The sequence below is a fragment of the Microbulbifer sp. 2205BS26-8 genome (assembly GCF_030731025.1).
Classification (GTDB): domain Bacteria; phylum Pseudomonadota; class Gammaproteobacteria; order Pseudomonadales; family Cellvibrionaceae; genus Microbulbifer; species Microbulbifer spongiae.
The window spans coordinates 15,381-36,556 of record NZ_JAVAMR010000017.1 but is presented as its reverse complement, the minus strand read 5'-3'; the positions used below and the strand labels follow the sequence as shown (position 1 = coordinate 36,556).

Genomic DNA, 21,176 nt, shown 5'->3' with positions numbered 1-21,176 from the left:
AGGGCGCTCACCAGTTACCAGATACGGTAGCCACAGGTGTCGATATGAAAACGTATACCGTCACCGAGGCCCAGACCGAAAAGGCTTTCCGGCCCGAGCTGCGCGTGCAGGGTACGTAACTCTTCCACCAGTTCACGGTGGCCGATATGGGATTTCGGTATCAGGTCGAGGCCGCAAAAGTTCCGGTGTCGGGCTTTGTCGCTGTGTTCCAGTTTGCGATTGTAGTCATCGGTGCGAAAGGCAGATATCACGTGCACCGGGCCGATCAGAGGCTGCACTTTGTCTCGCAGCAGCGCCAGGGTACCCACTATATTGTGCCATTGTTCCCGCGGGGGTATGGCGTAGGGCGGCTCCCTGAGCTCGAGCCAGCCACTGCCCTGGCGCAACAGATTGTGTATCGGGGTAATATCGCCAACGCCATGGGTTGCGAGGAAATGCTCCAGGGCATTCACCCGCTCCCGGTTATTGCCGCTCTGCAGAAAGCTGTTGAAGCTTTTCAAGGTGGCGATACGGTGCCCTTTCAGCTGTTCATAGGGTTTCTCCTGGGATTTCAAATATAAGAACAGCCACAGGGCCAGTAGAACCGCGGCCAACACCAGACTCAGGCAGCCCACTACTGCGGGGTGTACCCGTCTTCCCGGAGACTGGTATGGATAGGTTGCCCTTACACGGGTTACAGCATTGTCAGTAGACATGGAGTTGGTGTCTGCTCCGGTGCCAGGGGGCAGAGTCAGTGGTAATGGCGCCCGTCTCTTCGGCGCCTCTTTACTCACTATAGCCGTAAAATTCAACAACCCGGGGTATTGGGGCAGGCAAAAAAAGCCCCGGACCTTGCAGTCAGGGGCTGTGTTGCGCACTCAGTGGTTTGGAGGGGTCCTAAGGGTGAGGGATCAGGCTTTGGGGCCGGCGTTTTTGACTTCCTCACTGACACTGAATTTCTCGATGTTTTCGGCGAACAGCCGAGCCAGTTTACCCGCCTGGTCGTCGTAGGCCGCCCAGTCGTCCCAGGCTTTGCGTGGGTTCAGGTAGGCGTTGTCCACACCGGATACTTCCAGCGGAATATCCAGATTCAGGATATCCAGGTGCTCGGTGGCGACACCTTCCAGTGCACCGCTCTGGATAGCGGCCACGACGGCACGGGTTACGGGGATTGGGAAGCGTTTACCATTGTCACCAGAACCGCCGGTCCAACCAGTATTCACCAGGTATACTCTGGCGCCGGAATCCTCGATGCGCTTCATCAACAGATCGGCATATTCCCGCGGCGGGCGCGGCATAAAGGGGGCGCCAAAGCAGGTGGAGAATGTCGGGTGGATCCCGGCTTCCGCACCGAGTTCGGTAGAGCCGACGCGAGCGGTGTAACCGGACAGGAAATGGTAGGCCGCTGCCTCTTTGGACAGGATAGCGACAGGGGGCAGCACGCCGGATACATCGCAGGTCAGGAAGATCACATTCTCTGGCTCGCCGGCGCGGTTTTCCAGCTGGCGCATTTCCACATGCTCCAACGGATAGGAACAGCGGCCGTTTTCAGTAAGGCTGGTGTCGCTGTAATCAGCGGTGCCAGACGTGTTGGTGACCACATTCTCAACAATGGCGCCGAAGCGGATGGCATTCCAGATGACCGGTTCGTTTTTGCGGCTCAGGTCGATAGTCTTGGCGTAGCAGCCTCCCTCCATATTGAAGACGGCGCCCTTGGCCCAGCCGTGTTCATCGTCGCCGATCAGGTAGCGCGCCGGATCGGCGGAGAGTGTGGTTTTGCCGGTACCGGACAGACCGAAGAACAGGCAGGTATCACCGTTTTTGCCCACATTGGCGGCGCAGTGCATGGGCATCACGTCTTTTTCCGGCAACAGGAAATTCTGTACGGAAAACATGGCTTTCTTCATTTCACCTGCGTAACGCATGCCCGCCAGCAGCACTTTGCGCTGACCGAAGTTGATGATCACGCAGCCCTCTGAGTTGGTACCGTCGCGCTCGGGGTCGCAGGAAAAATGGGGGGCGTGCAGGATGAGCCACTCTTCCTTGCCTTTGGGGTTGTACTTCTGCGTACGGATAAACATATTGCGGCCGAACAGGTTGTGCCAGGCGGTCTGGGTGGTGACCACAACCGGCAGATAGTGGTCCTCGTCCTGGCCCACATGCAACTGCTGTACAAAGCTGCTGCCGCCGGCAACAAATGCCTCTACACGATCCCAGAGGGCGTCGAATTTGTCCTGAGGGAAAGGGCGGTTGATATTGCCCCAGGCGATGCTCTCGGCAGTGGAGGGCTCTTCCACCACAAAGCGGTCCGCCGGTGAGCGACCGGTGCGGGTGCCGGTTTCAGTGACCAGTGCGCCTGTGTCGGATAGCTTGCCCTCGCCGCGTGTCAGAGCCTGCTCTACCAGTTGTGCTGGCGAAAGGTTCTTGAAAACCAGCGCGGTGTCGTCGATCTGTGCCATGCGTCGATTACCCATGAAAGTTGGAGACTAAAAAACAAGGGCCGCCAGGAATTTTGGACAGCCAGGCAAAATTTGGGGGGCGCATTATGGCAAAATTCAAAATAGGCGGGTAGCAAATGCCAGTATTTTCTGCGGATTCGCGGTGCTGTTGTCTAAAAATGAGCACTTTCTATTCTTGTTATTTATGAGTTTCTTGCCCATTATTTGTTTTTTGAATTTTGATGGCGCGCTTGCAGCACATGCCACCCCATTGTGGGTGGCCTTCCTGTAAAGGCCGGCCCGTTCAGTGCAGGGTATGGGGTGGCGCATTGAGCAGCACTTCGATCTGGTCTCGGTCAAAATGGTAGCGGGCATTGCAAAACTGACAATTTGTAACAATTTCTCCGTTCTGCTCATCCAACAGCTTGTACAGATCCCCGGCGCCCAGAGATACCAGTGCCCGGGCGCTGCGTTCCCGTGAGCAGCTGCATTTGAAGCGAATTGTGTCCGTGCCCAGGCTCGCGGGCTTTAATTGGTGGAACAGGCGGTGGATCAGTTCGCGGTGTGGGAGCGTGTACAGTTCACGGGCAGTCACGGAGTCGGCCAGATGCTGGGCGGTTTCCCAAGCGTCACGGTTCTCCTCGGCGGAGGCGGCATTATTACCTGGCAGTACCTGTAGCATAATACCACCTGCTTGGTTTCCGTCGCATTCCAGCCAGAAGCGCGTGTCCAGTTGCTCCGACTGGGTGAAGTAGTCTTGCAGGCATCCGGCCAGATCCCCTTGCTCTACGGGCACCACGCCCTGGTAGCACTCACCACGCTTGGGTTCCAGAGTTATGGTCAGGGCGCTGTGCGCACCGATCAGTTCCCGCAGGTCGGCCTGACCGCCGATCTGTGCACCCTCAGTGATGCGCGCTATGCCGCGCAGATCGCTGTGATGGGTGCACTCCGCCATGATCAGTGAAACTCGCCCCTTGCCGCGGGCCTGCAGGCTCAGCAAGCCCTCAAATTTCAGGGTGGTGGAGAGCAGGCAGGCGGCTGCGAGAAATTCCCCCAACAGGCCTGCCACCGGCGCCGGCAGGGGGTTGTTTTCCAGTACCGCTCGGTAGGCCTCAGAAAGGGTCACCACCTGCCCGCGAATATCGTGTTGGGAGAAGATAAAGCGCTCCAGTTGGTCGGACATAGGTCGAGTGCCTCGGTATAAAACCGAGGGATTTTAGCGGCGGGCCTGCTTGAATGGTAGACGCCGGATAGGAGTGGAGGGTGTACCCTCCGGGTTCTAGTCGCAGCGGTGCGTGATCTCATGGCTGAGTTTCTGTGCCATTTGCTGGCGTTCGCGCTCGCTGTAGCGCACTTCTCGACCGTTTTCATCGATAAAGGCCACGCGCCCGTTGAGGGCATTCAGGCGCTGGCGCGCCTGCTGGCAGAAACGCTTGAGTGCACGCTGCCGCGCTTGCTGTTGCTGCTGTCGGCGCTGTGTGTACTCGCGCTCAATATCATGGGGCCGGCGGCCCTCGGCAGATCTCTGAGTCCTGGTGCCGTCGATGGAGTTGATGGGCTCGAGTTTGTCGGAGATATCCTGAGCCTGTGTCTCCACTGGTGGCTGGTCGCTAAAATACACACGGCCATCCTCGTCGACCCAGCGATACAGTTCACCGGCAGCGGCACCCATGGCCAGCAGCAGGCTGGCGCAGGCCATGCCCCATTGCGCAGTGTTCATGGTGCCTTGCGGATTCACAGGCTTGGAGCCTTATTCTACCTTGTTGGCCAACTGGCTGAATAACCCCCGCGAGTGGCGCTGGGGAATTTGGTAGGTCTGCAGAATCAGGGGTTCCTGTTCCCGGGCTTCAGCGGCATCCAGCACCATTCGGTAGCCCGAGCGGTCGCGCAGTTCGATAAAATCGGCTTTGTTGGTCTCCATCAGTTGGGCAAATCCATCGAAGTCCTCGACACTGTGGCCATTCACCGAATCAATAATCCAGTTTTTCCAGTCGTGATAGCCGAGGTTGACGTTGGCCGGCAGCACTTTCAGGGCCACGACCAATTCGCGGCGGCCCTCCTCACTCCACTGATTGCGCGCATACAGGTAGTCAATAGGAGCCTTGGAATGCCAGTTGTTGCCCCAGCGCTTGATCAGGTTCATATTGAGGGGCACAAATACTACGCCGCCGTAAATGTAGTAGCGCGGCTGCTGGTCAAACTGTTCCCCCAACACCAGTGCCCGTGAGGGCGGCGCTGCGGCCAGGGTAACCCGGGCGGTTTTCTCCTCGCCGTTACGGGAGAAACGCACCGGCAAGCGATCACCCACATGGTGGCGGTCCACGGCGTAATGGTAGTTAGTGCGTTGGTTTTCACGCCACTCTACGGTGCGATCCTCGGCTACCTTGAAGCCATCCACTTCCAGCAATACATCGCCGGGCCGGAAAACCCTGGCTGCGGGGGAGTCGCTGAATACCTTCACAATCATGGCGCCATCCTGAGCCTCACTGAGACCGGCGGCCTTTTTCATGGATGGGCTTTCCAGGCTCTGTGTCACCGCGCCCAGTTCAGGAAAACCCTGGTGTATGCCATCTTCTGCGTCTTCGAGGACATGGGTGATCACACTGGGCGGTACAAAGTAGCCGAGGTTTTCCGCACTCTGGTTGGTTTGCATGGCCACACCGACGATGTGCCCGTTGGAAATCACCGGGCCGCCACTGTTACCGGGATTGATCGCGGCGTCTATTTGCCCGGCCATCAGGTAACTCTCTGCGTGGGCGTAGTACTGGTGCTCTACCCGTGACAGGACGCCGCGAGTGATGGACAGGGATTTGCCGCCGATGGGATAGCCATAGACTGTGACTTCCTCTTGCAGGTCGGGCAATTTGCCCAGCGCCAGGGGGCGGGTATCCGCAAAGAAATGCTCATTGTCTACGGTGAGCAGGGCCAGGTCTGCATCGTGGGAGACGAATTTCACGCGAGCGCGGTATTTCTTCGCGTCACCGTGGCGCTGCACTTGTATAAAACTGCCATTGGCTACGACGTGGGCATTGGTGAGGATCTGCTGGTTGCGGATCACCGCACCGGACCCGGACAGTTGCTTGGGGTTGAGCAGGGCCCAGGGGTTGAAGTAATCCGGCGCAGCGGCCGTGGTGTAGATTTTGATGATTGAACGTTTGAGCTGCTCGTGTTCGCGGCTGTCGGCTGCTGCAGGCTGCACGCCGGACAGAATCAGCAGAGAGATGGCGATCAGTTGTTTCATCATGGCTGTTTTCTAACAGGTTGAGTGGGGCCAGTGTAGCAACAATCGGGGGCGGTGGCGGAATTTTCACTAATTTGTTTGTCCGCACCTATTCCTGCTCCCGCAGGAAACGGTGGATTTGGCGGCGCTGTTTTTTATTGGGGCGCTGGCGCTGGACATCCGCGTTGGCGGCCTGGCGTTCAGCGCGCTCCCGCCCGCGTCGAGCGATGCTGTGCTCGGTTTCCCGGTACAGCGTGCGGGCGAATTCAGCGTCGCGACGCCGGTCGCAGAGGGCGGTCACGGCGACTTCAACCAGGTCCCAACCCTGACGAATACTCAGGCTGGTGCCGACGGTAATTTCCCTGCTGGCCTTGACTCGCTGGCCACCGATGTGGATCTTGCCGCCTTCAATGGCCTGTTTGGCAAGAGTGCGTGTCTTGAAAAAACGCGCGGCCCAGAGCCACTTGTCGATGCGGAGTTTTTCCATCGCAGTGTATGCTTGAAGGTTCAGTATTTCGTGCACTTTGGCTGTCGGGGCTGTGCGCTGTGCCTCACCGCCATAATCTCGTCAAAGTGGTGAATGGCTTCAAAATCGGTAATTTCCCGACTGGGTCTGCGGCTGTCGGGCTGGCGGATACACAACAAGTGAGCGATACCGTAGGCCTGCGCGGCAGCCAGCACACTCTGGTTATCATCCACAAGCAGGGTACGCAGTGGATCGAAGTCCAGGGCTCTGTGCAGTGTATGCCAGAAGCGGCTGCTCTCTTTGGCGTACCCGTAGTCGTGGGAGGAGATGATGCCGTCAAACCAGCTGCCAATGCCGGTAATTTCCAGCTTGTGGCTGAGGCCCTGGCGGTGGGCGTTGGTGACCAGAAAGGTGGGCTTGTGCAACTGCTGCAGGCAGTGCAGAAAGGCTTCTGTATGGGGGCGCAGGGCAATGCGCTCTTCGATCTCGCGCAGAATTGCCAGGATGTCGAGCTCCAGAGTCTTGGCCCAGAAATCCAGGCAGTACCACTCTAGGGTGCCGCGGCGCGCGTCGATTTCCCGCTGTAGTTGGTATCTCGCGCGCTGTAAATCCAGACCGTGCACCTGCGCATAGCGCTTGGGCAGGTGGTCGAACCAGAAGTGGTTGTCGTAGTGTAAATCCAGCAGGGTGCCGTCCATATCCAGCAATACGGTATCGATACTTCGCCAGTCGAGCATGAAGCCTATCTACTATCAGCGGTAGGTATGGGAAGCCAAGGTGTCGTTGTCCTTCGCTGTCCCTGTCTGCCAAGGGTTACATTATGCCTGGGTGCGGCGGATGCCGTACAGGATGAAAAATTGTGCACTGTAATAGGTGAGCATAATCGCTGTATCGGCAAAGGGCATGGGGGCAATAAACCTGTTCAGTGCAATCAGGGTATCGGACACCATAAAGGTGACGGCTCCGCCAAAAAGCAGGGCGGAATCCCCACGGTGGGCAGCGGCCCCCAGTGCCATAACCACGATGGCCAGCAGGTACAACAGCACTGCCGGCGCCAGATCCGCACTTGCGGGAAGGATCAGGCGTGCCAGCAGGAATGCGGCGACCAGTACAGGGACGGCACGCAACAGACTGCGCCGGTTGCGAAAGTCGGCGCTGCGCAGGAAGTTGCCGGCATAAATCAGCTGAGCCAGCAAAAAGGCACCGAGTCCAGCAATAAACTGGTTGGGAAAATCCATCTCCAGCAGGACATCACCGAGTGCCGAGAACGCCAGTGCCGCCAGGGTCAGGGCGCGGGTAGGTCCCCGCAGCTGGCGCAGGGCGAAGGCCCCCAGGATGGCGATGGGCAAAGCTTTGAGGGAGGCCATCCACAGTCCTTGGATACCGAGGCCCTCCAGCAATATAAAAAGCGCAGCAGTGCCGATAAACGCGGCGGGCAAAAAGTGCTGCGGTTGTGCCGCAGGGGTGGTGGGGAGAACTTTGGATGGCATGGTGATACCCTGGTTGTGATTGTTATCTCGCATTTGTGCTGTTGTCCGGGGCGCTGGTCTGCTTTACCGCCAGGTTTGGATTCTGGCCCGCGCGCCCCGGTCAATTACCCTCCTGGGTTACTATTCCCCAACAGAAAACCCTTGTCCAGACAGGCCGCTCGCCTGCGGACACCCAATTGACGGAGAGCTTTATCGATGAAAGCAGCGAATATTCTCGAAACCATTGGCAATACCCCGCATGTAAGAATCAACCATCTGTTCCGCCCCGATATCGAGGTGTGGATGAAAGTGGAGCGTTTTAACCCGGGCAGCAGTATCAAGGATCGTATTGCCCTCGCCATGATCGAGGATGCGGAGCGTCGCGGTGCCCTGCGCCCCGGTGGCATTATTATTGAGCCGACCTCCGGCAACACCGGGATCGGCCTGGCGATGGTGGCAGCGGTAAAGGGCTACCGCCTGATTCTCACCATGCCGGAGTCCATGTCTCTGGAGCGCCGCCAGGTGATGAAGGCGATGGGTGCGGAGCTGGTGCTTACACCCAGGGAACGGGGCATGGGTGGCGCTATTGAGCAGGCCGAAGCGCTCAGAGCGCAGCATGATAATAGCTGGATGCCCCAGCAGTTTAGTAATCGCGCCAATGCCCAGGTACACCGGGAAACCACCGCCAGGGAAATTCTGGCGGATTTTCCCGAAGGGCTCGACTATCTGATCACTGGGGTCGGTACCGGCGGGCATATCACCGGTTGTGGCGAAGTGCTGAAGATGGCCTTTCCCAAATTGCAGGTGTATGCGGTGGAGCCGGAAAAATCCCCGGTGATCAGTGGGGGTGAGAAGGGGTTGCATCGTTTGCAGGGAATTGGTGCCGGCTTTATTCCGGAGGTACTCAACACCGAAGTTCTCGACGGCACCATTCTGGTGAGTGAGGAGGAAAGCTTCGAACTGACACGCCAGTGTGCTGTAAAGGAGGGCATTTTTGTGGGCATCTCCTCCGGCGCCAGCTTGGCCGCGTTGAAACGGCGCGAAGGGGAGTTTGCTCCCGGCAGCCGCGTATTGGTGTTCAGTTACGATAGTGGCGAGCGCTACCTGTCCGTTAAAGATCTTTTCTCCGCCTGAGGCCTATAATAGCGCGCAGTCAGAGTAAGGAGCTTGCATGGACAAGGCGATATTGGAACAGGTGATTGCTATCTGCACCGATGCTGGTGCGGCAATCCTGGATATCTATCACAGCAGTGCCGAGCTGCAAGTGGACACCAAGCCGGATGATTCACCGGTAACAGCGGCAGACCTGGCCGCACATAAGGTCCTGGCCCCGGCCCTGGCACAGATCCGCGAAGGCGTGCCGGTACTGTCGGAGGAGCAGGCCATCCCCCCTTTTGCAGAGCGCAGCCAGTGGCAACGCTATTGGATTGTCGACCCTCTCGACGGTACCAAGGAGTTTATTCGCCGCACTGGGGAATTTACCGTGAATGTGGCCCTTGTTGAAAATGGCAAGCCGGTGATGGGTGTGGTACATGTGCCGGTTCTGGGGATCACCTATGCTGGTTGCAGTGACATTGGCGCCTTTAAGCGCACGGCGTCCGGTGATGTGGCAATCCATGTGCGCTCGCTTAGGCCTCGCCTGGAGTCCGGTGAGCCCGTGGCGCTGGTGGCCAGCCGCAGCCATGGCGCCGGTGTTGTAGATCAACTGGTGGAGCGTATCGAGTCCAGGCTGGGCACTGTCGAGTGTAAAAATATGGGCAGCTCCCTGAAATTGTGCCTGGTGGCAGAAGGTGCCGCGGACCTCTACCCGCGACTGGCGCCCACTTGCGAGTGGGATACCGCCGCAGCCCAGGCAGTGGTCGAGGCCGCCGGTGGTGTTGTAGTCGACGACCAGTTCCGACTGCTGCGCTACAATCGCAAGGACTCACTGCTCAACCCGTTTTTCTTTGTGATCGGCGATACGTCTTTCGACTGGCGGGATTTGCTCGTGACCGACCCCCCGGTGCACTAGGGTTGCCCAGCCCCGCCCGTTGGCGGCGGGGTGTCCACCGCGAACCCCCCGTTGTGCCGGTAAAAGTCCCAACAGCGGTCTGGCTGCTCTGCACTCTCTGACGATACCCAAATCCGTGAATCCGCTGTCTCCCCGATCGCTGCACGGGGATGGTGCCTGCCGGTGTGCATCGGCGACCCAAAACGCGAGAGTGCGATCATGCAACGGACGCAGGCGAGGGGGATTGTCATACCGTCTGCTGGCGGGAGCACACGGTGGTGATTGCCGCCATCTGTCATTGGAAAGCGTCGGGAAACCAAGCTGCCCAACAGTGTGGCCATTGCCTTTCCAAAGCCTGTGTTGACCATGATTTATCATCGCCGGAGGTTTTTTAAAGGTATTTGCAGGACCTGTGCGCGTAAACATTTTCTACCGGGGATCTGTGCAGTCGATAGAGCGGTGAAAGTGAGCGGATGCCTGTAAGCACCCGGGGGAATGTATCCCTGCGGCGAACCTGTGGATTTTCTTACCAGATTGTGTCCCCGCAATTGAAACCCGTCTACCCTTTGGAAAGTGAATATACAAGGGTATTTTTCAATGCGCTATCCGGTCGTGCTCCACAATATTGAACATGCCGGCTTTGGTGCCATAGCACCGGACCTGCCGCATTGTCACTGCCATGCTGAAACTCTGGATGACACCTTGCAAAAAATGGCGGAAACCATGTTTCAGCGCCTGGAGGACCTGCGCCTGGCCGGGCAGCCAGTGCCCAGGCCACAGGCGGTGGATACCCTGCGGGAAAACCCGGCATTTGCCGGTGGTATCTGGGCCATTATCGATGTGGCGAGTGCCTAGGGTTTGTGGGCCGGCGGGCAATGGATGGGATCTGTGCAAGGGCGACTGTGATGAAGAGAACTTTGGGAGCCCTGGCCCTGTTGCTGCCCGCCACGGTGAATGCCCTGGAGTGGAATAATCCCTTCGAGGGTATACGCACCGGTGAGTACCGGGTTATCGCGACTCTCGGTCTGGGCAATGGGGAACTACAGATCAATAACAACCGGGATTTTTTCGCTTATGCCAGCGTGGGCATTACCCCGGCAGTGGGTGTCTGGCAGGTGGAGTTGCGCGGTTCGCGCTTTGACGACAGCCACATAAGGGTCAACCAGGTAGGGCTGAACTTCAAGGTGGATTTTACCCTGAATTGCTATGTACAGTGCCTCTACTGGATGGTCGGCTGGAACTATGCTGATATCGACCTCAACGATGTCCGCAAGCACGGCTACTGGTACCACAGGAAGAAGGACTGGCTCTATCCTGTGGAAAACTGGTATTACGATGGCCGCTATATCCATCTGCTCAACCCCAGCGGCAGTGACAGTTTCTGGAATTTGGGAATCGGTTACCGCTTTATGTGGACGCGGGATTTTGATACCTCTATTGAATACAACTATAACAATATCGGCTCCGTTCACCGGGTGGATTTGGGCCACCTGCGTACACTCACCGTCAACTTCTCCTACCGGTTTTAGGTGTGTCGGCATAGGTGCCCGCCAGTGGTTGCACTGGCGGGCGTGCGGGTAGCCTAAAGGCGGTAAATACCTTTGAGCCACAGGGTGCGGCCGGGTTCATTGACACGGGTTAACTGTGGAAAATTCGCAATCCCCGCGCCGGCGCGGCTGACATGTTCTGCGTAGCTTTTATTCAGCAGGTTGTCGATGCCGGCGGTAAGCAGCAGGTTGGTGTTGGGGCGCCACCCGGCATTGATCGACACGACATCGGCAGAGTCGGTTGGGCCAAAATCCTGACCGATAATAGTGCCTTTGCCGATATCCACGCGATCCTGGCTGGCGATGGCCCGCCACAGAAAACCTGCCGACCATTGGGGGATCTCGTAATAGAGACCCAGGCGCGCTTCCAGGGGAGGCAGTTGTGCCAGGGTGGTGTTGTCGCTGTCGTTGGCTCCGCGTACTGATGTGAGAGTGAAGATGGTGCGCCAGCTGTCTGCCAGTTGATAGCTGGCATCCAGTTCCAGCCCCCAGGAACGCGCCTGGATATTGCGCACCACCATGGTGGTGCGGGTGGTGTCCATGGGGGCTCCCATGGGCACTGATTCGCCCATGGATGACATGGAGTGGCTATCAGAGGGGATTGCTGGTTTCCGGTAACCGGTCTGGACTATCAGATAGTCGCGGATATCGTTGGCAAAAATGGAGAGGCTGGCGGAGGCGTTTTCGCCGTCATAGATAACGCCGACATCCAACTGGGTGGTTTTTTCTGCATTGATATCCAGGGCACTGAAGGAGTCCTCGGCTTCCCGTACGAAGATTTCCCAGTAATCCGGCGAGCGCTCGCTGTAGCCCAGTCCCGCAAACACGGTGGTCGATGATGCGGGAGCGTTTTGCCATGAGTGTTCGTAGCGCAAAAAGCCACTGTGCAGCAGTTCCTTGCGGGTGACACCGGCGGTGGGATTATCCACCGAAGACATCCCAGCCAGCGAAATCGCCTTGCGCAGGTCGCGTACTTTCCAGTCGTCCAGCCTGGCGCCGGCGATCCAGCGTTGGCCAGAGGACCACTGCCATCGGGCTTCAGAAAAAATCCCCACCTGTGAAAACTCCGCATCCTCTCTCCTGGGCAACCGGCGGTAGTCCACCTGATTCTGATTCATGCTCATGCGGCTGCTGTGGCGGCTGTTGCGGGTGTCCAGGCCGGTCGTCAATTCCACAGTGTCCAGGGGTGTGAACAGCAGGCTCAGCTTTGCGCCGTAGGTTTCACTGTCCAGGTTCATGGCGATTGGCCTACCGGGCATCGCGGAGAGTGCGCGCAGACTGTTGTTGTCCATCACGTGGTCGATGTAAGTGAAGTAGCCCTGCAACTCGATGGTATTGAGCAAATCGCCGAGACTCCTGCGGAAATAGCTTGCCCTGTAACTCTCCCGGGCAAATTTCGTACCGTCGAGCCCGCGATCGGCAAAAGCGGCTTCGCCATCGCTGAAAGTGCTGCCCAGCTCCAGGCGGGTATCACTATCCGGTGTCCAGGCCAGGCTGGCCTTACCGTTCCAGCGTGAGTATTGGGAGTGGATGTGATTGCCGTCGCCATCCTTATAGTCGTTTGCAGTGGCGCTGGCCGCCGAGCTGCGCAGGGAAAATACCGGTGATTTGTAAGCGATATCGAACAGACCGTCTGTGCGCTCGGCGTTGCCGCCAAGCAGGCTCGCATGCATATCCCATGCACTCTCGGTGGGGCGTTCCCGCAGCTGCTTGAACAACGCCACACCCGTGGAATTGCCCGGTCCGTACAGCACTGTCTGAGGGCCCTTGATCACTTCGATCTCATCCAGGCTCTCGGGAAATAAATAGGCTGTGGGCGGGTCCATACGGCCGGAGCCGCTGCCCACGATGGACTCGCCGTCCAGCAACAGCCCCAGGCGCGAGCCGCCCATACCGCGCAACAGCGGATCGCCGCTGGTGCCGCCTTTGCGCACCACCGAAAACCCGGGGATGGTTTTCAAATAGTCAGCACCGTCATTGGCGGGTAGCGGCTGGCGCGGCAGTTTGGGATCGGTGACCAGGTTGAGGGGCAGTTCGGTCCTTACACCCGTGACAACCATCTCCTCCATTTCACCTCCGTTGGCGAGGAGGCTGGCGGGGCAGGCCCAGCCGGCAAGCATGATGAGGCTTAGGGGAATCCGCAGGCTGGCTTTACCCTTCAATGTGTTGGCAATTTCTTCTTTTGTGGTGTCTTTAGTCGATCTTGGCATGTTGACTTATCCATTTTGGGGTGGCGTTTTCAGGCGCAGTCGCAGGCGCGTCGCCAGTCAATCAATGGCGTGCAGAGATTCCCGATTGAGCGCATGAGCCAGCCGGGGGACTTGTACCTGGGAGGCGCTGGCGCATGGGTACAAAGTACCTGCTGCCCGGTTGGGCAGCTTTACCGCGCTTTGCGGCTCGGGGAATCACTACAACAGTAGAAGTGCAGCGAGTTGTTTAAAGGGAAAGGCTCCGTGGGGTGGGGCGCGGATAAGGGGACGCTCGAACAGGCCGGGCAGCACAATCCTGACCTTGGGAATTGTAGGTGGGCTCGAGACCCCACCGGATAGGATATCCGATACCGTGGCCGGGGTGCCGGCAACACCGGCAACGGCGGAGTAGGCACAGTGAGTGTCGGCAAAGGAGTGGGCGGTCAGTGTATCGTGATCATGTCCGCTGTGATGGTGTTCGCCAGCAGGGCCGGTTAACACAGTGAGCAGCAGGGCACTGCGGTTGTCGCCGTGGCAGAGACCGTAGGGTGTCCCCGCGGCAAGGGACGCAGGCATAAATCCCGTGGGAACCAGACCGCGAACGCTGAGAAAGACCCCTAAAAGCAGCAATGCCTGCCACCGGGGAAGGTGTGAACAGCTTTGAATAGTGTGCCTGGGACGCATAACTTACGCAGCTGCTTGTCGGGTGTCCATTGTTATCCGCCAACCCAGAATGGCCCCAGAGTAGTGGCCGGCGAGGAAACAGTGCCACTCTCACTGCGGGGTTGTCTTCTTGTCCGTGCAGGCAGTGATGTCTTGTGCACCGCCTTGCGCCTGTCAGGTTTCCGGGTGTATCGCACTATGCACTGCGGAAAAAGTGTAGTCGAAAAACTTACCGGAAAAGCGATTTTATGCGGGCACTGATACCGTGGAAAAACTGGTGTTTGCTTTTCGCCCGGTCGCCGGTGAGAAAATTGATCTGGATCGATTGCCGTTTGCCTTTGAAGCTGCGGTAGCCGTGCCAGCAATTATTGGTCACCTTAAAAGCGACCAGTGCACCGGGGCCGGGCAGTAATTCATTGGCATAGTCTTCCATGTCGTCACCACTGCGCAGGATACGCAGCCGCCCGGTGGGTGCCGGCCAGGTTTCATTCAGGTAGACCAGCACGGTGATCAGTTTGCTTTTGGAATCGGTGTGGATACGCCCATCCTTGGCCCGGGAATAACCGCGCAGGGTGGCCATCATCGGTTTGTCGGTGAGGTCCAGTTGAAACTTCTCCCCGAGAATTTGTCGTACCTCCGCGCTGTCGAACTGCTCCACAAAGCGGCGCAGCGGTTCGCTGGTCTTGACATCCTCAATATTGAAGCTGCCGCCCTTGTGCAGCGAAGGAAAACTTCGAATCAGGGTAGTGGCCTCGTCCGGGGGCAGGGACTGCTCCAGATAAAAGTGCGGGAATGGAGCGGATTGCACCTCAGCGGCATGCAGCCGGTCAATAGCAAGTTGGGACATGATCGGGCAGCTCTCCCTGTACTGTGGGACACTTCTTTTATATCACCTCTATTATCTCCGAGATGGTACAAATTGCATCAAAATTGTGTCCTCTTCCGACGAGAGTGGTCCGGTTAGAGTCTACCGCTGCGTTTCAAGCACCAGTAGGCTTCAATCAGGGCCTGGTGCAGGCTTTCCGGGCGGGAGTCCACCACCAGCACGTTATGTGCCTGCAGTTGCTGCAGCAATCGCGTGCGCCTGTGCAAAAAATCCCTTGCCGCGGCGTAATCCACCGCACCGGCAAAATCCCCGATCCGCTGCTGTACCAAGTGGTCCACGGCTGTTTCCCGCAGGCTCGCCACCATCACCAGGTGGCTGCGGGTGAGCAGGCGCACTGCTGCGAGCAGTTCCTCGCTGTCTTCGTCGCGCAGGTTGGTAATCAGGATCACCAGGCTGCGGCGCTTGTGCTGGCTCAGCAGTTGCTGTGCTGCACCGCTGTAGTCCGCGCTGCCGGTTCCGGAGTGCAGGTCGTAGACATTATTCAACAGCAGGTTGATGGCACTTTCCCCTTTCACTGGCGGCAGCTGTCCGCCGGAACTGTCTTGTCCGGCGGCAAAGGCCTGCAGACCCACAGCATCCCCCTGTTTAATCGCTACATAAGCGGACAGTAACAGGCCGTTGAGGGCGTGGTCGAAATGGCTCAGCTCTCCGTCCTTGGCGCGCATGCGTCGACCGCAATCGAGCATATAGAGAATTTCCTGGTCGCGTTCGTCCTGGTATTCACGGCTGATTAATTTGCGCAAGCGCGAACTTGCACGCCAATCTACCTGGCGTTGACTGTCACCCCGGCGGTACTCGCGCAGCTGGCGAAAGTCCATGCCCTCTCCGCGACGCTGCTGCTGGTGCAGGCCCAGCCTGCGCAGGGTCTGTTCGGTGGAGAGCGCCTGCAGTGAGGAGATGCCGAGGAAATTGGGGTAGACCTTTACCGATTGCCCCTGTCCCAGCCAGGCGCGCGTTTGCCACAGGCCCCAGGGGGAGTCGGTGAGGATCTCTATTCGACCGAAATTGGCACTGCCGCGGCGGTGCGGCACCAGGGTGTATTCAATAGAGACTTCCTGCCCCGGCTGCAACTGTGCCCGGCGTGGTAGCCCGGTGCTTGCCAGTTGCTGCGGCACACTGTCGCAGACGGAGAGCTGCAGCAAGCGCGGACCACTGTTGCGCAGAGTTAAACGGGCACAGTTGCGCACACCAAGCGCCAGGTTGCCCGGCAAGCGGCGTTCGCCCTCAAGGTCGGTAATACGGCGACCGGTCAGGAAATCCAGCAGGGCCGCGCCGATCAGCAGAATCCCGCCTGTCCACCAGGCTGTCTCGAGCAGTCCTGTGGCTGCGGGCAACCAGATGCGCGCGCTGCTGATTGCCAGGGTTGCCAGGCACCAGTAACCGAGCAGTTTTACCAGGCGTTGGCTGGGCCCTGGGCGGCCGTTCTGGATCGGAGTGGCTTGCACCTCTGTGGCGGCAGCGCTTTGGGTCACAGTCGCGGTGCCTCAACACTGTCGAGAATCTGTGCCAGGGCGCTGTCTGCGGTTTCTTCGTCGATCTCCATATCCGGGGACAGGCTCACGCGGTGGCGCATTACCGGAATCGCCATGGCTTTGATATCGTCGGGCAGAACGAAGGCCCGGTCCTGCAACAGGGCGCTGGCACGGGCCGCCTGCAGCAGGCCGATACTGGCGCGCGGGCCTGCCGGGCTGCGCAGCTGGGTGGCCTCGCGGGTGGCTCGAACCAGCCGCACGGCGTAGTCCAGCACCTGCTGGTCCAGGGCGACCTGGGGTATCAGCGCCTGCAGTTGCTGCAGCTGCTCGATGGTGATTTCGCCAGCCGGTTTAGCCTGCAGGTGCTGTTCGATGCGGCCGCTGCTGGCGGCGGCAGCCAGTTGCCGCTCCGCCTCCAGGCTGGGGTAGTTGATCAGGACCTTGAGCAGGAAGCGGTCGAGTTCCGCCTCCGGCAGCGGGTAGGTGCCTTCCTGTTCAATAGGGTTCTGGGTGGCGAGCACCATAAAGGGATTGGGTACTGAGAGTGCCTCGCCGTCAATAGTGACCTGCTTTTCCTGCATCACTTCCAGCAGCGCCGCCTGGGTTTTGGCCGGGGCGCGGTTGATTTCGTCTGCCAGCAGCAGGTTGGTGAAGACCGGGCCGCGGCGTACCTCGAAACGGCTCTCGCCCATGTTGTACATGGCGTGACCGGTAACATCCGCCGGCATCAGGTCCGGGGTGAACTGGATGCGGCGAAAGCTGCCACCAAAACAATTGGCCAGGGTGCGCACCAACAGGGTTTTGCCGAGGCCGGGCACACCCTCCAGGAGCACGTGGCCCGAGGCCAGCAGGGCTACCAGAACCTGGTCGACAACTTGTTCCTGGCCAATCAGCAGGCGGTTGATATTGTTGCGCAGCAACTGCAATTGGGCACAGGCGGCCTGCCAGTCCGGCGTATTGTGGTGGGTTTGCTGTTCTGGTTGAAGGATGATATCGCTCATAGGACTGCCTCGATTCGCTGCAGGGTGCGCATGTGTTCAGTAAAAGATTCTTCGCTGGCCGCCGGTATTCCCCACAGGCTGGCGATGATATCGTGTTCGCTGAGACCTGTTGCGGCACTCAGCCTCTCAGCCAGCTTGTGCCGGGATCCGGGGTCGGCGTCAGTGGCGCTGAGTCGGCGCAACAGTTCGGCGCGCTGGCCGCGCAGTAGCTGTTCGCAGTGGTCCTGTTGCCAGTAGTAGTGGCCGCAGGCGGAGATATGCTCCAGCAGGGATCGGCGCCTGACTTCCGGGGCCGGTTGCAGGGGACCGAATCGGCGCGCGCGCAGCAACAACCAGCCGAGCAGGGCCAGAGCACTGGCAAAGAAGCCCTCTGCGGCGTATTTGCGCGCCAGGTAACTGAGCGATTCGAAACGCGGCCGGGTCAGGAAGACAAACTCGCCGTTACCGGCCAGCAGTTGCAGGAAATAGGCATGGTCGAAGTGTCCGATACGCTGAGAGTGCCAGATCTCGCTATCGGTCAGCAGGGTAATGACACCGCTGCCCCGTTCAAATTGCATAAAGGGCACGGCTTCGTCGTCGCGCCATACCCTGGCCCAGAATACCGGTGCATCGGCGACAGTATTGTCGTCGAGTCCGGGATGGTAAAGCAGGTGGCTGGCATTGAAATGCAACTGGAACTCCACACCACTGTCCGAGGTCAGGCTGACCAGATCCTGTGGCTCCACTTCCGGGTTGCGAGGTTTCTCCCGAGCGATCTCAGCTTGCGCCTCTTTCTGTGTGGAGTCGCCTTTACCAATCCTGCGGTTGTACTCGCGCAGGGCCTCGCCGGGGCTCTGCTGCGGGCCCAGTTCGGCATCTTCACCGAGCAGTTGCTGCAGGGGTTGGGCGAAGTCGTACTCCTCGTGCCCCTGCATAATGGAGACATCCAGTGCTTCCAGCAGCCAGTCGCGCGCCTCGCTGCGCTGCTCCTCAACATCAAAGCCTTCGGTACGCGCCACTACAATGGCATGGCCACCGCTCTGTACCCAGCCCAGCAGTTCCGCCACCCGCTGCGGATTGTAGACCAGAGAAGAACTGGCAATAAACAGGGTGGCGTCCGCAGAGAGCCCGTTGACTACAGAAAGATTCTCCGCCCGGCGGGGTTCCAGCCCCACAGCGGCCAGGTATTGTTCCGCTGCCAGGAACCAATTGCGTCGTGCCTCCGGGCCCCAACCGCGATCCCGCTCTTCGGTATAGTGCTCGAAAAAGGTCAAAAACCCCCATACCATCAGTGCACAGAACAGCAGCGAGCCGCCGATCAGCAGGCGTTTAACGGTCATTGCGGAATACCTCCTGCCATTTTTGGCACAATGCGTGTATCCGCGCGTCGATCGGATTGCGATGGGCGTAGGCCAGTTGCTGCCAATCGGTAGTGAGCTGTTGTACAAACCGGCTCAATGGAACCGTGACCGGGGGCAGGTGTTCCGCGGGTTCCTGCTGGCGCCTGTGCACCAACCGGGCACACTCACTTTCAGTCAGGTGATCGCCGAATTGAAACTGGAAGTCCTCGATCAGGTGGGACAGGGTAGCGCGATACAGCAGGCTGAGACTGGCGCGCTTTTCTCCAGCTTGCCACAGGCGTTGTACTTCTGCGCACACATCGTCGGGCAGGCTCGACTGGCGTATATCAAGTCCGAACAGAGTTTCCGGGACGGCAGCTTTGGGCTTGGATCTGGGCTGCCAGCGCAGATGCTTCAGGATGGTGTCGTGATGGCGCCAGCCCAGGTAGATCAGTCCTGCAATCACTCCAATCCATAACAGGATCTCGATTAACCCGGCAATGACGGCTCCCCAGTTGGAATCGGAAGCATCATCGGTATCGAAAGAACGGTTAAACAACCACTCAATGAATTGGATCAGCCACTCGGGAATTTTCTGCTCTTGGCTTTCCCATCCCTTCAGGCGCCAGCCGTTGATCTGCTCTATTTGGTGGAAGTCTTCGCCCGCGAGAATTTCATCGATATGCTGCTGTGCTTGTTGTGGTGTTTCCAGCGCATCCGCCCTGCTTTCCGGTGCCGGGGCGAGGGGGCTGAAGAAGAGGGCAAAAAGCAGGAGTAGCGAGACGGTGCCAGAGCCCCCGGCCACGCCGCGCCGGGGCTGCTGCTTGCGCTGGTGGCGCTCGGCCAGGTCGCGGAACTGGATTTCGATATCCCAGCCCTCCAACTCAATGCGCCGGCCGATGTACAAACAGAAACCCGAGACGATATAAAACGGGGCCACTGCCGCCATGATAAACAGGTAGAGCACGTTGGAGAGCCACTCCAGCCCCAGGGTATCGTTCCTGAGTATTGGCAGCCAGTCGATGTTGGCGGCCACCTGCTCGGGAATAAACAGGTAGATCAGGATAAATGCAGCGATCAGGAACAGCCCCTCCAGGTGGATTCCCGTCAGGGTCAGCCAGGTGGCGGCACTGGCATGCTTTCGGTGCAGTACGCCGAGACGGGCGCTGCGCACAGCGCCACTGGATTGCTCCAACACGGTGACCGGCATATCGAAAGAGCGGGTGGGGTTCAGGCGGCGCAGGGTAATCCAGGCCAGCCAGTCGCGGCGGTTCTGTGCGAAAAACTGCTTTAAGGCGGCCAGGGCCGATACCGGTGCCCCGAACAGGGCGCGGCTGATCATAAACAGTGGCAGGCGGTCAAACACCGGTTTCAACCACCACACGGCAAACAGTGACCAACCGGGATGTTCGGGCAGCAGCCAGGCGAGGGAGGCCAGCAGCAGGGCCGCAGGCAGCAGCCACACCAAAAACAGGGGCAACCAGTATTGTCGTGCCAGGGCTGTGCCCAGGTCGATGGACTCCCAGGGCGCGCGCAGGCGCGCGCGCACGGTCAGGTTTTCAATGTGCACTTGTGGCCTCCCGCCGCCCGGCCAGGGCGAAGTAAGCGAAAACCACGAGCCACAGCAGGCCGCCGACACCGAGTTTGATACTGATCGGAGTGGCGGCGCTGGAAGACCAGAAGGCCTCGAGGAAGGCGGCAATCACCAGCATCAGAAAAGTGCCATACATGATTTTCATTGCCTCGACACTGGCCAGGCGCAGGGCTATCGAGCGCCGGTGCTGCCCCGGGTCCACCAGAGAGCGCCCGAGCAATAGGCCGGCAGCACCGGCCAGGACAATGGCGGTCAACTCAAAAGCGCCGTGGCCAATCACAAAGGGATAAAACGTAGAGACAAACCCGACCCGCGTTATGTGGCCAAAAACCGCACCGAGGTAAACGCCATTGAAAACCAGAAAAAAAATGGAACCGAGGCCAAACAGTATGCCACCGGCAAAAGTGCGGAAAGCGATGCCGATATTGTTCTTGATATAGAAGCCGAACATGGCCAGGTCGGTGTCCGAGCCGCGCTCGCGGCCCAGTACGCGGTTGCCGGGGTCATACATGGATTCCAGTGAGAGTACGTCTCCCGGCGACATCACGGCGTAAATCAGTGCATCGTTGTTGTAGGTACCGATGCCCATCACCAGAGCCGGTAACAAAAACAGGGCGCTGGCCAGTGCCACAGCGCGGCCGTTGGCCCGCACCGCTTGGGGGAAGCCTGCCAGCAGGTAGTGCAGCCAGCCCCTGCGACGCAGGGTCTGCTGGCGATAGACCCGGTGGTGGGCGGCCATCACCAACTGGTTGAGGTGATCGATCAGGCGGCTGGTGTATTGCCGCTCCTTGGCCACTGCCAGCTGCTGGCACAGGTTGCGATAGGCTGCGGGTAGGTCCAGTGTGGCTGGATCCGCATTTTTTCCACCCCCTTTTAACCAGGTCTCCAATTGTGCCCAACTATCGCGATAGTGGTTCTCGAAATCTCTCTGTCGCATAACTCG

Annotated in this window: 21 protein-coding genes; 4 read left to right on the top strand and 17 right to left on the bottom strand. The window is 59.0% G+C overall.

Annotated elements, in window-relative coordinates:
* Positions 1-14: 14 nt before the first annotated feature.
* From Q5Y71_RS08075 to Q5Y71_RS08040, 8 genes are all read right to left on the bottom strand, one after another.
* Positions 15-695 (bottom strand): hypothetical protein, encoded by a 681-nt coding sequence (locus Q5Y71_RS08075; protein WP_306041490.1) that lies wholly within the window; start codon positions 693-695, stop codon positions 15-17.
* 195 nt (positions 696-890) lie between these two features.
* Complete coding sequence (locus Q5Y71_RS08070) at positions 891-2,438, bottom strand: phosphoenolpyruvate carboxykinase (protein ID WP_306041489.1); 1,548 nt, start codon at positions 2,436-2,438, stop codon at positions 891-893.
* A 283-nt stretch (positions 2,439-2,721) separates the two neighbouring features.
* Positions 2,722-3,600, bottom strand: a complete 879-nt coding sequence (hslO, locus tag Q5Y71_RS08065) for an Hsp33 family molecular chaperone HslO (RefSeq protein ID WP_306041488.1) — start codon at positions 3,598-3,600, stop codon at positions 2,722-2,724.
* 96 nt (positions 3,601-3,696) lie between these two features.
* Entirely contained in the window at positions 3,697-4,137 is a 441-nt protein-coding gene (locus Q5Y71_RS08060; protein ID WP_306041486.1) for a DUF4124 domain-containing protein, read from the bottom strand.
* 30 nt (positions 4,138-4,167) lie between these two features.
* Entirely contained in the window at positions 4,168-5,661 is a 1,494-nt protein-coding gene (locus tag Q5Y71_RS08055; protein ID WP_306041484.1) for a serine protease, read from the bottom strand.
* 85 nt (positions 5,662-5,746) lie between these two features.
* Entirely contained in the window at positions 5,747-6,124 is a 378-nt protein-coding gene (locus tag Q5Y71_RS08050; RefSeq protein ID WP_306041482.1) for an RNA-binding S4 domain-containing protein, read from the bottom strand.
* Between the two features lie 20 nt (positions 6,125-6,144).
* The gene (yrfG, locus tag Q5Y71_RS08045; RefSeq protein ID WP_301416321.1) at positions 6,145-6,840 is read right to left on the bottom strand and encodes a GMP/IMP nucleotidase; all 696 of its coding nucleotides are present in this window, start codon (positions 6,838-6,840) and stop codon (positions 6,145-6,147) included.
* Between the two features lie 81 nt (positions 6,841-6,921).
* On the bottom strand, positions 6,922-7,626 hold the full coding sequence (locus tag Q5Y71_RS08040) for a lysoplasmalogenase (protein ID WP_306041479.1): 705 nt from the start codon (positions 7,624-7,626) through the stop codon (positions 6,922-6,924).
* A 162-nt stretch (positions 7,627-7,788) separates the two neighbouring features.
* Between Q5Y71_RS08040 and cysK the strand changes: the two genes are divergently transcribed.
* Both cysK and cysQ read left to right on the top strand, forming a co-directional pair.
* Positions 7,789-8,706: a cysteine synthase A gene (gene cysK / locus Q5Y71_RS08035; RefSeq protein WP_306041476.1), complete on the top strand. Its 918-nt coding sequence runs from the start codon at positions 7,789-7,791 to the stop codon at positions 8,704-8,706.
* A gap of 37 nt (positions 8,707-8,743) precedes the next feature.
* On the top strand, positions 8,744-9,583 hold the full coding sequence (cysQ, locus tag Q5Y71_RS08030; protein ID WP_306041474.1) for a 3'(2'),5'-bisphosphate nucleotidase CysQ: 840 nt from the start codon (positions 8,744-8,746) through the stop codon (positions 9,581-9,583).
* On the opposite strand, the gene Q5Y71_RS08025 is transcribed toward cysQ, so the two are convergent.
* Complete coding sequence (locus Q5Y71_RS08025) at positions 9,580-9,903, bottom strand: hypothetical protein (protein WP_306041472.1); 324 nt, start codon at positions 9,901-9,903, stop codon at positions 9,580-9,582. The genes cysQ and Q5Y71_RS08025 overlap by 4 nt on opposite strands.
* 256 nt (positions 9,904-10,159) lie before the next feature.
* Here Q5Y71_RS08025 and Q5Y71_RS08020 point away from each other — a divergent pair, with 256 nt between their 5' ends.
* Both Q5Y71_RS08020 and Q5Y71_RS08015 read left to right on the top strand, forming a co-directional pair.
* Positions 10,160-10,417, top strand: a complete 258-nt coding sequence (locus tag Q5Y71_RS08020; protein ID WP_306041470.1) for a type II toxin-antitoxin system HicB family antitoxin — start codon at positions 10,160-10,162, stop codon at positions 10,415-10,417.
* Between the two features lie 50 nt (positions 10,418-10,467).
* The gene (locus Q5Y71_RS08015; RefSeq protein ID WP_306041468.1) at positions 10,468-11,091 is read left to right on the top strand and encodes an outer membrane beta-barrel protein; all 624 of its coding nucleotides are present in this window, start codon (positions 10,468-10,470) and stop codon (positions 11,089-11,091) included.
* A 53-nt stretch (positions 11,092-11,144) separates the two neighbouring features.
* Here Q5Y71_RS08015 and Q5Y71_RS08010 read toward each other — a convergent pair whose 3' ends face one another.
* From Q5Y71_RS08010 to Q5Y71_RS07975, 8 genes are all read right to left on the bottom strand, one after another.
* A complete protein-coding gene (locus tag Q5Y71_RS08010) occupies positions 11,145-13,319 on the bottom strand; it encodes a TonB-dependent copper receptor (protein ID WP_306041466.1) in 2,175 nt (724 codons plus the stop codon).
* A gap of 198 nt (positions 13,320-13,517) precedes the next feature.
* Positions 13,518-13,874, bottom strand: a complete 357-nt coding sequence (locus tag Q5Y71_RS08005; protein ID WP_306041464.1) for a hypothetical protein — start codon at positions 13,872-13,874, stop codon at positions 13,518-13,520.
* A gap of 316 nt (positions 13,875-14,190) precedes the next feature.
* A complete protein-coding gene (locus tag Q5Y71_RS08000; RefSeq protein WP_301416335.1) occupies positions 14,191-14,808 on the bottom strand; it encodes a 2OG-Fe(II) oxygenase in 618 nt (205 codons plus the stop codon).
* A gap of 113 nt (positions 14,809-14,921) precedes the next feature.
* Complete coding sequence (locus Q5Y71_RS07995; RefSeq protein WP_306041460.1) at positions 14,922-16,319, bottom strand: DUF58 domain-containing protein; 1,398 nt, start codon at positions 16,317-16,319, stop codon at positions 14,922-14,924.
* Entirely contained in the window at positions 16,316-17,320 is a 1,005-nt protein-coding gene (locus Q5Y71_RS07990) for a MoxR family ATPase (RefSeq protein WP_306041458.1), read from the bottom strand. Before Q5Y71_RS07990 ends, Q5Y71_RS07995 begins: the two co-directional genes overlap by 4 nt.
* Complete coding sequence (locus tag Q5Y71_RS07985) at positions 17,317-18,639, bottom strand: DUF4350 domain-containing protein (RefSeq protein ID WP_306041454.1); 1,323 nt, start codon at positions 18,637-18,639, stop codon at positions 17,317-17,319. Before Q5Y71_RS07985 ends, Q5Y71_RS07990 begins: the two co-directional genes overlap by 4 nt.
* Entirely contained in the window at positions 18,629-20,209 is a 1,581-nt protein-coding gene (locus Q5Y71_RS07980; protein ID WP_306041451.1) for a hypothetical protein, read from the bottom strand. Before Q5Y71_RS07980 ends, Q5Y71_RS07985 begins: the two co-directional genes overlap by 11 nt.
* Positions 20,199-21,170 (bottom strand): stage II sporulation protein M, encoded by a 972-nt coding sequence (locus tag Q5Y71_RS07975; protein ID WP_306041449.1) that lies wholly within the window; start codon positions 21,168-21,170, stop codon positions 20,199-20,201. The genes Q5Y71_RS07980 and Q5Y71_RS07975 overlap by 11 nt, the downstream gene beginning before the upstream one ends.
* Positions 21,171-21,176: the final 6 nt, after the last annotated feature.

Coding starts and splice junctions, on each gene's coding strand:
- Q5Y71_RS08025 (WP_306041472.1), bottom strand. CDS start 9,903: ATGGCCACACTGTTGGGCAGCTTGGTTTCCCGACGCTTTCCAATGACA.
- Q5Y71_RS08000 (WP_301416335.1), bottom strand. CDS start 14,808: ATGTCCCAACTTGCTATTGACCGGCTGCATGCCGCTGAGGTGCAATCC.
- Q5Y71_RS08015 (WP_306041468.1), top strand. CDS start 10,468: ATGAAGAGAACTTTGGGAGCCCTGGCCCTGTTGCTGCCCGCCACGGTG.
- Q5Y71_RS08005 (WP_306041464.1), bottom strand. CDS start 13,874: ATGCCTGCGTCCCTTGCCGCGGGGACACCCTACGGTCTCTGCCACGGC.
- Q5Y71_RS08055 (WP_306041484.1), bottom strand. CDS start 5,661: ATGATGAAACAACTGATCGCCATCTCTCTGCTGATTCTGTCCGGCGTG.
- Q5Y71_RS07990 (WP_306041458.1), bottom strand. CDS start 17,320: ATGAGCGATATCATCCTTCAACCAGAACAGCAAACCCACCACAATACG.
- Q5Y71_RS08020 (WP_306041470.1), top strand. CDS start 10,160: ATGCGCTATCCGGTCGTGCTCCACAATATTGAACATGCCGGCTTTGGT.
- cysK (WP_306041476.1), top strand. CDS start 7,789: ATGAAAGCAGCGAATATTCTCGAAACCATTGGCAATACCCCGCATGTA.
- Q5Y71_RS07975 (WP_306041449.1), bottom strand. CDS start 21,170: ATGCGACAGAGAGATTTCGAGAACCACTATCGCGATAGTTGGGCACAA.
- Q5Y71_RS08040 (WP_306041479.1), bottom strand. CDS start 7,626: ATGCGAGATAACAATCACAACCAGGGTATCACCATGCCATCCAAAGTT.
- yrfG (WP_301416321.1), bottom strand. CDS start 6,840: ATGCTCGACTGGCGAAGTATCGATACCGTATTGCTGGATATGGACGGC.
- Q5Y71_RS08060 (WP_306041486.1), bottom strand. CDS start 4,137: ATGAACACTGCGCAATGGGGCATGGCCTGCGCCAGCCTGCTGCTGGCC.
- cysQ (WP_306041474.1), top strand. CDS start 8,744: ATGGACAAGGCGATATTGGAACAGGTGATTGCTATCTGCACCGATGCT.
- Q5Y71_RS07985 (WP_306041454.1), bottom strand. CDS start 18,639: ATGACCGTTAAACGCCTGCTGATCGGCGGCTCGCTGCTGTTCTGTGCA.
- Q5Y71_RS08075 (WP_306041490.1), bottom strand. CDS start 695: ATGTCTACTGACAATGCTGTAACCCGTGTAAGGGCAACCTATCCATAC.
- Q5Y71_RS08010 (WP_306041466.1), bottom strand. CDS start 13,319: ATGCCAAGATCGACTAAAGACACCACAAAAGAAGAAATTGCCAACACA.
- hslO (WP_306041488.1), bottom strand. CDS start 3,600: ATGTCCGACCAACTGGAGCGCTTTATCTTCTCCCAACACGATATTCGC.
- Q5Y71_RS08070 (WP_306041489.1), bottom strand. CDS start 2,438: ATGGCACAGATCGACGACACCGCGCTGGTTTTCAAGAACCTTTCGCCA.
- Q5Y71_RS08050 (WP_306041482.1), bottom strand. CDS start 6,124: ATGGAAAAACTCCGCATCGACAAGTGGCTCTGGGCCGCGCGTTTTTTC.